The organism is Paenibacillus sp. FSL M7-1455 (assembly GCF_038004655.1).
GTDB lineage: Bacteria > Bacillota > Bacilli > Paenibacillales > Paenibacillaceae > Paenibacillus_AQ > Paenibacillus_AQ cookii.
Map to the genome: position 1 here is coordinate 5,355,520 of NZ_JBBORO010000001.1, position 9,481 is coordinate 5,365,000.

Annotated in this window: 8 protein-coding genes and 2 rRNA genes (1 of these 10 cut by a window edge); 6 read left to right on the top strand and 4 right to left on the bottom strand. The window is 50.7% G+C overall.

Annotated elements, in window-relative coordinates:
• Positions 1-162: 162 nt before the first annotated feature.
• From NYE48_RS24490 to NYE48_RS24510, 5 genes are all read left to right on the top strand, one after another.
• A complete protein-coding gene (locus tag NYE48_RS24490) occupies positions 163-726 on the top strand; it encodes a helix-turn-helix domain-containing protein (RefSeq protein WP_036715375.1) in 564 nt (187 codons plus the stop codon).
• A 303-nt stretch (positions 727-1,029) separates the two neighbouring features.
• On the top strand, positions 1,030-2,193 hold the full coding sequence (locus NYE48_RS24495) for an alpha-hydroxy-acid oxidizing protein (RefSeq protein WP_212952746.1): 1,164 nt from the start codon (positions 1,030-1,032) through the stop codon (positions 2,191-2,193).
• A gap of 34 nt (positions 2,194-2,227) precedes the next feature.
• Positions 2,228-2,818, top strand: coding sequence for a DUF421 domain-containing protein (locus NYE48_RS24500; protein ID WP_341000261.1), 591 nt, complete (start codon positions 2,228-2,230; stop codon positions 2,816-2,818).
• Positions 2,819-3,042: 224 nt separating this feature from the next.
• Positions 3,043-4,014, top strand: coding sequence for a cation diffusion facilitator family transporter (locus NYE48_RS24505; protein WP_341000262.1), 972 nt, complete (start codon positions 3,043-3,045; stop codon positions 4,012-4,014).
• 270 nt (positions 4,015-4,284) lie between these two features.
• On the top strand, positions 4,285-4,758 hold the full coding sequence (locus tag NYE48_RS24510; protein ID WP_341000263.1) for a DUF5381 family protein: 474 nt from the start codon (positions 4,285-4,287) through the stop codon (positions 4,756-4,758).
• Between the two features lie 278 nt (positions 4,759-5,036).
• On the opposite strand, the gene NYE48_RS24515 is transcribed toward NYE48_RS24510, so the two are convergent.
• Together NYE48_RS24515 and NYE48_RS24520 are read right to left on the bottom strand one after the other, a co-directional pair.
• On the bottom strand, positions 5,037-5,492 hold the full coding sequence (locus tag NYE48_RS24515; protein WP_341000264.1) for a DinB family protein: 456 nt from the start codon (positions 5,490-5,492) through the stop codon (positions 5,037-5,039).
• Positions 5,493-5,811: 319 nt separating this feature from the next.
• Positions 5,812-6,165 carry a winged helix-turn-helix transcriptional regulator gene (locus NYE48_RS24520; RefSeq protein ID WP_341000265.1) on the bottom strand — a complete coding sequence of 118 codons (354 nt, stop codon included), beginning with the start codon at positions 6,163-6,165 and terminating at the stop codon, positions 5,812-5,814.
• 196 nt (positions 6,166-6,361) lie between these two features.
• Between NYE48_RS24520 and NYE48_RS24525 the strand changes: the two genes are divergently transcribed.
• The gene (locus NYE48_RS24525; protein WP_212952758.1) at positions 6,362-7,771 is read left to right on the top strand and encodes an MFS transporter; all 1,410 of its coding nucleotides are present in this window, start codon (positions 6,362-6,364) and stop codon (positions 7,769-7,771) included.
• Between the two features lie 173 nt (positions 7,772-7,944).
• On the opposite strand, the gene rrf is transcribed toward NYE48_RS24525, so the two are convergent.
• Both rrf and NYE48_RS24535 read right to left on the bottom strand, forming a co-directional pair.
• A 5S ribosomal RNA gene (gene rrf, locus NYE48_RS24530) occupies positions 7,945-8,061 on the bottom strand.
• A 144-nt stretch (positions 8,062-8,205) separates the two neighbouring features.
• Positions 8,206-9,481 (bottom strand): 23S ribosomal RNA (locus NYE48_RS24535) (it continues 1,772 nt past the right edge of the window).

The following is a 9,481-nucleotide window of genomic DNA, read 5'->3' on the forward strand; positions in this document are numbered from 1 at the left end:
CGTTATATAATCTATTTTGTGCTTTATAACGCCTATAATGATACAAGATGAACGCTATATTGTAAATGTAGGTTGGAACAGGATGCTCCCCTTTTCTCCTCCATTTGTTTTTGGATCGTATGTTATACTTTTCTTAAAACAACCCTCGAGGAGCGTATTTCTATGGCCGAAGAAATTCATCTCGTCATCGCCAAAAATGTAAAGGACATCCGTGAGCGCAAAAAACTAAGCCTGGATAAAGTATCCGAATTAACGGGAGTCAGCAAAACGATGATCGGACAAATCGAAAGAGGGGAATCGAGCCCGACCATCACGACCATTTGGAAAATAGCGACGGGTTTGAAGGTATCTTTTACTTCATTGATCCATGAGCCTCAGCCTGAAACCAAAATCGTGCTCCGGGATGAAATCAACGTATTGTCGGAAGACGACGGAAAATATAGAGTGTACCCCTGCTTTCCTTATCATGAGGATCAGCGGTTTGAGCTTTATTTTATCGAAATCGAACCAGGCGGGTACCATCACGCCGATCCGCATATTGAAGGCACGGAAGAATACATCACCGTTTTTGACGGCGAAATGACCATCGAAGTGAACCAATCGAAATTTACGATCAAGCGTGGCGATTCGATCAGATTCAAAGCGGACCGATCCCATTCTTACCGTAATACTGGGGATTCCTTGGTGCGGGCAAGCATGACGATATATTATCCTGAAACGCAGTAACCGGGTCGATGATGGTACGCTCTCGCTCAGTCCGGGTAACTCAGAGGCAAAGACGGGTGCGGGTACAGCTATCGATCATGCGTAAGGAGCAGGAGAAAAAGCCTTGGCCTGAAGCCAAGGCTTTTTTTGTGCAACAGACGAAAAAAACGAACCCTTCTGCCCCTCCCCTTAGACTTTCGTTCGCCGTTCACTGTGGTTAAAGCAAGGAGAGAAAAATCCATTTATGTTGACTAACCTTCCTGCCATTTGTCCAAGCTAAGAATCGATGAAGCGGAATTTTTCAGAAAATGTGGAGGTATATGAATGGCATTTCAGAGCGAAACGATACAAATGGATATCTACCAATGCGGCGACGAGGCTGCGAAGCTTTTACCGGTATCGTTCGACGAATGGGAAAACCGAGCCAAAGAAGTTCTTGCTGCTGCCCCGTTCGGCTACGTTTATGGAGCGGCAGGAGCCGGAGATACGCATCGCGGCAATGTGGATGCCTTCCAAAAATACCGGATCCGGCCTCGCGTTTGCAGCGATATTTCCAAGCGTGATCTTTCGGTATCGATTTTCGGCGACCGATTCCCGGTTCCCTTTCTATTGGCACCGATCGGGGTCAATACGATTCTTCATCCCGATGGCGAACTGGCACCTGCCAAAGCCGCGGCGAAACTGGGCGTTCCTTATATCCTTAGCAACGTTTCCAGCGTCTCCATGGAGGAGGTAGCCGAAGCAATGGGAGACGCCGTTAGATGGTTCCAACTCTATCCTCCCAAAGATCATGAGCTGACAAAAAGCTTTCTGAAACGTGCGGAGGCGGCCGGATTCAAGGCCATCGTCGTCACGGTGGATTCGACCCTTCTTGGATGGCGCGAAACCGATCTCAGGAATGCCTACTTGCCTTTCCTTACGGGACAAGGAATGGGCAATTATTTTTCCGATCCCGTCTTTTGTTCGCAACTCAAGGAATCTCCCGATAAAAACGTGAAGGAGGCCGCCTTGAAGGCTCTGGAGGAAGGGAATAACACCTGTTTTACTTGGAAAGAGCTTGAATATATTCGGGAACAAACCCGTCTGCCTTTGCTGATTAAAGGAATTACGCATCCTGACGATGCCCTGCTGGCCTTAGAACATGGCGTCGACGGCATCATCGTTTCAAACCATGGAGGACGACAGCTTGATGGAGCCGTGGCGACGTTGGATGCCTTGCCTTCGATCAGCGAATCGATACAGGGCAAAATCCCGATTATTATGGACAGCGGCATTCGCAGAGGGGCGGATATCTTAAAAGCGATCGCTCTTGGGGCCACGGCCGTTTTGGTCGGACGCCCGTATGCTTACGCGTTAGCCGTTGCGGGACAAACCGGAGTAGAAGAAGTGATCAAACATCTTATGGCGGAAACCGAACTGCAGCTGGCTATATCCGGGCGAAGCCGGATTGAAGAAGTGGATGAATCCCTGATTATGAAAGTAAAATGACCCAATACATCCATCTGGTATGGGAGGGGCCCAAATGAACCTTAGTTTTATCTGGGAAGCTTTGGCCGTGCTGTTCGTAGGATTCTGTTTGCTGCGCATATTGGGCAAAAAAACGGCAGCGGAAATGACGGGTCTCGAAATCATTACCCTGCTGGCTATGGCCTCTATGATCGGGCACGCTATTTCCGGGCACGGATTATGGAAAACCATCGTAACTTTGTGCATTTTCGTGGCGCTTTTGATTACGGTTCAAGTACTGGCGATAAAATTGGATTGGGTCGAGAGATGGTTTATGGGCAAAGCAACGCTTGTCATTCAGGATGGAAAGATTATACCGCAAAACTTGAAAAAGCTGCGCTTATCCGCCGATCAATTGGAGGCAAAATTGCGAGCGAAGGGAATCTCCTCTTTTGCCGACGTCAAGACCGCTACCATCGAAATGAGCGGCCAAATCGGTTACGAATTGATGCGGCATGCCAAACCGGTAACGATCGGGGAGTTCGAACAGGCGTTGGCACAGCTGCAATTGAAGCTGCCACAACAGCAGACCCAACCAAACGGGAATCTCTTCGACGAAGTCTTGCGCCAGGAGCATGAACATCGCATTTCCCCGGATCTTGATTAAGGATATCCTTTCAGATGTTGCCTAAGCCGGCGTCTAGGCTGCATCAAAGCCCCCGCTTTTCCAATACATTGACCTAACAAGCCACTTTCGCAATGAGGATGTGGCTTTTATATTTGTACCGATTTGCCCTTGACGTGTTTTGGCTATCCACATATAATTAACATCAATAGAACATATGAGCAACTGTTCATATGAATACAATCATATAGGAAGTAGGTATAGGTATGGCAGGACATGATCACAATCACGCCCATGATGATAGTCACGGACATGGACAAAACAACAAAAAAGTGTTGCTGTTCTCTTTTATCATCATAACCGCTTATATGCTGGTCGAGGCATTTGGGGGATTTTTTACGAATAGTCTTGCCCTGCTATCGGATGCCGGTCATATGCTGTCGGACTCTCTTGCGTTAGCGATCGCTTTACTTGCGTTTAAGTTTGGAGAAAAAGCGGTCGATAAGGGAAACACGTTTGGTTACCGGAGATTTGAAATATTGGCTGCGATGCTAAACGGCGTTACCCTGATTGTGATTGCCTTATACATTTTTTACGAAGCGATCGACCGATTTGTGAACCCGCCGGAAGTCGCTACCGTGGGAATGCTGGTCATTAGTTCCATCGGCCTGCTCATTAATATACTGGTTGCGTGGATCATGATGCGTGGCAGCGATACGGAGCACAACCTGAACATGAGAGGCGCTTACCTGCACGTAATCAGTGATATGCTCGGATCGATCGGGGCCATTATTGCCGCTCTGCTGATGATGTTTTTCGGCTGGGGATGGGCAGACCCGGTTGCCAGTGTCATCGTCGCAGTACTCGTTCTCCGGAGTGGTTACTATGTCAGCAAATCTTCCCTGCATGTACTTATGGAAGGAACGCCGCGTAACATTGATGTAGAGGAAGTTGTGCAAGCCATTTCGCAGTTTGAAGGCGTGAAGGCCGTGCATGATGTGCATATATGGACCATCACGAGCAACTTAAACATGCTCACGGCCCATATTGTGGTCGACGGGAACAGAACGGTTTATGAGGTCAACGCCCTTTTGCAAAAAATCCAGCATATGCTGGAGCATAAACATATTCCCCACTCTACTCTACAAATCGAATCGGAAAAACATGGACACGACGAATCTGTTTTATGTAACGTAAAAGCGGGCGCACCGGATGCACATGCCCATCATCACCATTAATACAAGTTTATATATCGTTTATCGGAGCGGTTGGGTGATATCTCCCCGCTCCTTTTTTATTTCTAAGAAAAAAATGGCCGTGCTTCAAGGAATGAGCAGAAACACTCCTTCACCGCACTGCGGGCGCTTCCTTCATTTGATCCAAAACGGTACAATTCAAAGTAGGCGATGGTTGGAGCCTTTGCCGGTGATGGCGCAGCTAAAAGTCGTCGAAAAGGGAACCCGCCGGATGAACAGAATATTCAAATCATTTCAGGAAGGCGCTGGATCATGAACGCGATATCTTATCGAAAATCCGTGGCATGGGCCAAAACGCTCGGCAGCTTACTGTTTGTGCTGGCCTGCCTGTTTCTGCTGTATGCGGCTTTTTTTATGGATACCTCTATTATTCGTAAGTTCTTTTGTATCACATCGGCCATTATAGGGATTCCGTTTTTTGGAGGATATTTGGTTGTCAGCTTGCCAAAGGCGCTCAAATCAGACACGCAGCTGCTGAACTACGATCAAAATTCCGTTTCAGACGGTACGCGGACCGTTGCCTGGGCGGAGATTGCAAGCATCAGCTACAGCGGCCCTTCCATTCGGAAGTGGCTGCTTCCGAAATTTCCTGCGCTGATTTTTCATTTGAAAAACAGGGAGACCTGGAGCGTGAATACGTATTATTTGTTGACCGATGCCGAAATTCAGTCTGTCATGAAGCGCCTGCGGGGGCTGATCAGCCGAAACGGGAAGGAAACGAAGTAGTTCTGTATTGCAGGATTTGGGGTATGCCCTGGTCGTCGTTCATCAAGGGGAGGAACGGATGCAGGACTCACGAGGGTATAGGATTGTGGAGCCGGCTATCCGCCCGGCGAATCCACTGCCTCCCCTATGACGGGTTTTCGACAGACCGGCAGCAGCTGCCATCTCGGCAAGAGATTGAAGGTTTGTACGCCTGTGTATGTTGTTGCTTATTGGTACGAACGTTTCCCGTTCATTTAATGCTAACCCCATACCGTGGGTCATGGTGATCTTTGGCCCGGTTAGAGCCTCGCGAACGTGATGTAATCGACTTGGACAGGCTCTGCCGATTCCATCCGAAGGGCCCGGTTGATCTGTCCCCGGTGATATTGCCCATGCAAGAGGACCTGCAACAGGATGTCCCGGACGGATGTTCGGAACGGATCCCCGCTCTGATTCGCATAGTCGATCATCTCGTCCAACCCGGATTCCTCGAGCCCCTCGATATAGACGCGATATTCCTCGGCGTTTTCTTCGAACATCCTCCGGATCGCCGCCAGGTCTTCCGCATCCTCCCACAACGAATATTGAGCGCTGCCCTTGCCCTGCAATCGGGACAACCAGACCCGTTCCGCGACCGCGACGTGCTGAACCAGCTTCAGAAGTTCCTTGTTCTTCGTCCCGCTTTCCTCAAGCGCGTCCAAAATGCGTCCGTCCGCCCAGTACAGGTGGTCCATCATGCTCTTGATCGTCTTCATTTCGGTTTCCCCCACTTCGTCTTATCGATTTTCTTGAGCCTGCTGTTATCCGTTAGTTTAATCATTCGAACGAACTAAAACAACCTTTTTGGGGTGAATTCTTTGTACGAGGCGCGCTCATAAGAGCATGATTTATAGCTGGTCTCTACTTGCCCAATGGTAAAAAAAGGACGGCTGCAATCGCTCTGCAACTCTCCTTTTTATAAAAAGGCCTTTGCATATGAATGGGCGTCAATGATCATTCCTTATACGAATATTCCTTCCGATCAAAGTGTGCCTGACGGACGGATTCTTAAAATTCGTAAATCAGCGGCTTACGTCACATATTTGAGCTTGCCTGGTTCTCGGTTGATCCCTGGATGTACCGCTCTCCCCATTCGCACATCACATCGATGACCGGCCGGAGGGATTGACCCAGCTCGCTCAGTTCGTACACGACTTTCGGCGGGACCTGGTTGTATACCGTCCGGATGATGACCCCATCCTCTTCCAACTCCCTAAGCTGCTGAGTCAGCATTTTCTGCGTGATGCCCGGGGTCAACTTTTTCAGCTCGCCCGTTCGTTTCGCTCCATAGGTTAAATGGCATAAAATAAGCGTTTTCCATTTTCCCCCGATGACCTCCAGGGTCGCTTCTATAGGTATATTAAAAGCTTGCGGCATACTCGTTTTCATGGCATGTCTTCCCCCGATCCAAATAGGTACTTTTTGGTTCCTATATTACCTTTTGGTGAAAATGACACAAAAAAGTGCGTACTTCTGTTCCTCGATTATATGATACATAATCTCCTTGTGCCAATAAGGAAATCGGCAGACCTAATCCAGCCGGTTCCGGAATGGATGATTATTCATAATGAGGAGGACATATCGAATGAAGGCAAACGGTCAAACATTTCAAAGTTCCGGCAAGCTTTCCTGGGGCTTATTGTTCGTTTTGTGCGGCGCCATTTTTCTGGAAGGGATCGACGTGTCGATGATGGGCGTGGCTCTGCCCGCGATCCGTGCTGAACTGGGCATGTCGACCGGTTCGCTGCAATGGGTAGTCAGCGCCTATGTACTGGGGTATGGCGGCTTCATGCTGCTCGGAGGCCGGGCATCCGACCTGTTCGGGCGAAAAAAAATGTTTCTGGTATGGCTCACGGTTTTCTTTGCGTTCTCCGGGCTAGGCGGACTATCGACCGAAGGCTGGATGCTGATCACCGCCCGGTTTGTTACAGGCATTAGCGCTGCGTTCATGACTCCGGCCGGCTTATCCATCATCACGACGAGCTTTGCGGAGGGAACTGCACGCAACAAGGCATTGCTCGTTTATGCCGGGACGGCAGCCGCCGGGTTTTCACTCGGTCTTGTGGTCGGAGGTATCTTAAGTGAGATCAGCTGGCGGTGGGTTTTCTTTGGACCGGTTTTATTGGCGTTCGTGATTCTTCTAGCCGCGATTCGCCTCATACCGGCCTCCGGTCGGCCGGAGGCATCCTCCAAAGGCTTCGATCTGGCCGGGGCAATCAGCGTCACGGCAGCCATGCTGCTTCTGGTTTACGGTGTCGTGGAATCCTCCAACCTGGGCTGGAGCTGGACCACCGGAATATTAGCCTGCAGTGTTCTGCTTTTTGGTCTCTTCGCAACGATTGAGCGACGCTCGGCATCCCCTTTGGTACGCCTTGGCATTTTTTCAGCCAGCTCGCTCGTACGGGCAAACCTGGGTGCCATGTTATTTGCCGGCTCCTTTTTCGGGTTCCAATTCGTGACGGTACTCTACCTCCAAGAACTGCGCGGCTGGTCATCCCTTGAAACGGGGCTTGCCCTGCTCGCCGTCGGTGTCGATTCCATACTCGCACCTACGCTGACCCCCAAGCTGGTAAACCGTTTCGGCAATATTCCGGTGATTTTCGGCGGGTTCTGCCTCGCTGCGTTAGCCTACGTCCTTTTTCTTCCCATCGGTTTGGACTGGACCTATGCAGCGATGTTCCCGACGATGATCCTGACGGGCCTCGCCTTTTCGCTGACTTACGGACCTTTAACCATCGCCGCTACGGACGGAATAGCGGAAGAAGAACAGGGCCTCGCCAGCGGTTTATTGAATACCTCCTTCCAGTTTGGCGCCGCACTCGGTTTGGCGGTCGTGACCGCTGTGCAGATTGGCGCTACAGGTTTGGACAATTCCCCGCAAGCGATGCTCGACGGCTACCGCACAGCGATGATCGTTCCGATTGCCGCCTCCCTTCTCGGGATCGGCATCACCGCTCTCGGCCTTCGCAAACGCTCGCCGGTAGTGAACAGTTAAATATGAAGAGTTAAATATGAAGAAGCTCCGTCCGCTGGATCAAAGAAACCAAGAGCAGGAATCTGCCCTTGGTTTCTTTACTGGTCGGTTCATTGAAATCGCAGCAACCGGATCCGTCGTTCGCATACGCTAATAAAAAAACCACTGTCGATTTTCATCAACAGTGGTCCTTCGCTTGGCAGCGTCCTACTCTCCCAGGACCCTTCGGTCCAAGTACCATCGGCGCTGGAGGGCTTAACGGTCGTGTTCGGGATGGGTACGCGTGGAACCCCTCCGCTATCGCCACCAAACGATTCAAGTGGTTTGATCACCTGAAAACTAGATACGAAACGTTTTGCGTTTTATTTTCCGTAGCATTTCCCGGTTTTTGTTCCGGGCCCCGCCAAAGTACTCGGAATCAGCTACGAAGCTGCTCTTCACTTTGGTGGGTAATTTAGGATAAGCCCTCGACCGATTAGTATTGGTCAGCTCCATGCATTGCTGCACTTCCACCTCCAACCTATCTACCTCGTCGTCTTCAAGGGGTCTTACATACTGGGAAATCTCATCTTGAGGGGGGCTTCACGCTTAGATGCTTTCAGCGCTTATCCCGTCCGTACGTAGCTACCCAGCCATGCTCCTGGCGGAACAACTGGTGCACCAGCGGTACGTCCATCCCGGTCCTCTCGTACTAAGGACAGCTCCTCTCAAATTTCCTACGCCCACGACAGATAGGGACCGAACTGTCTCACGACGTTCTGAACCCAGCTCGCGTACCGCTTTAATGGGCGAACAGCCCAACCCTTGGGACCTACTTCAGCCCCAGGATGCGATGAGCCGACATCGAGGTGCCAAACCTCCCCGTCGATGTGGACTCTTGGGGGAGATAAGCCTGTTATCCCCAGGGTAGCTTTTATCCGTTGAGCGATGGCCCTTCCATGCGGTACCACCGGATCACTAAGCCCGACTTTCGTCCCTGCTCGACTTGTAGGTCTCGCAGTCAAGCTCCCTTCTGCCTTTGCACTCTTCGAATGATTTCCAACCATTCTGAGGGAACCTTGGGGCGCCTCCGTTACTCTTTAGGAGGCGACCGCCCCAGTCAAACTGCCCGCCTGACACTGTCCCCGTACCGGATCACGGTACCAGGTTAGAACCTAGATACGATCAGGGTGGTATCCCAACGTCGCCTCCACACAAGCTGGCGCTCATGCTTCAAAGGCTCCCACCTATCCTGTACAGATCGTACCCAAATCCAATATCAAGCTGCAGTAAAGCTCCATGGGGTCTTTCCGTCTTGTCGCGGGTAACCTGCATCTTCACAGGTATTAAAATTTCACCGGATCTCTCGTTGAGACAGCGCCCAAGTCGTTACGCCATTCGTGCGGGTCAGAATTTACCTGACAAGGAATTTCGCTACCTTAGGACCGTTATAGTTACGGCCGCCGTTTACTGGGGCTTCGGTTCACAGCTTCGGGATTACTCCCTAACCGCTCCCCTTAACCTTCCAGCACCGGGCAGGCGTCAGCCCGTATACTTCGCCTTACGGCTTCGCACAGACCTGTGTTTTTGCTAAACAGTCGCTTGGGCCTTTTCACTGCGGCCCCCTCGTGCTATTCACACTACCGGGGCACCCCTTCTCCCGAAGTTACGGGGTCATTTTGCCGAGTTCCTTAACGAGAGTTCTTCCGCGCGCCTTAGAATTCTCTTCTCGCCTACCTGTGTCGGTTTGCG

Bases quoted from the DNA above. Each gene is read 5' to 3' on its own strand.
- NYE48_RS24490 (WP_036715375.1), top strand. From the start codon at position 163: ATGGCCGAAGAAATTCATCTCGTCATCGCCAAAAATGTAAAGGACATC.
- NYE48_RS24495 (WP_212952746.1), top strand. From the start codon at position 1,030: ATGGCATTTCAGAGCGAAACGATACAAATGGATATCTACCAATGCGGC.
- NYE48_RS24500 (WP_341000261.1), top strand. From the start codon at position 2,228: ATGAACCTTAGTTTTATCTGGGAAGCTTTGGCCGTGCTGTTCGTAGGA.
- NYE48_RS24505 (WP_341000262.1), top strand. From the start codon at position 3,043: ATGGCAGGACATGATCACAATCACGCCCATGATGATAGTCACGGACAT.
- NYE48_RS24510 (WP_341000263.1), top strand. From the start codon at position 4,285: ATGAACGCGATATCTTATCGAAAATCCGTGGCATGGGCCAAAACGCTC.
- NYE48_RS24515 (WP_341000264.1), bottom strand. From the start codon at position 5,492: ATGAAGACGATCAAGAGCATGATGGACCACCTGTACTGGGCGGACGGA.
- NYE48_RS24520 (WP_341000265.1), bottom strand. From the start codon at position 6,165: ATGAAAACGAGTATGCCGCAAGCTTTTAATATACCTATAGAAGCGACC.
- NYE48_RS24525 (WP_212952758.1), top strand. From the start codon at position 6,362: ATGAAGGCAAACGGTCAAACATTTCAAAGTTCCGGCAAGCTTTCCTGG.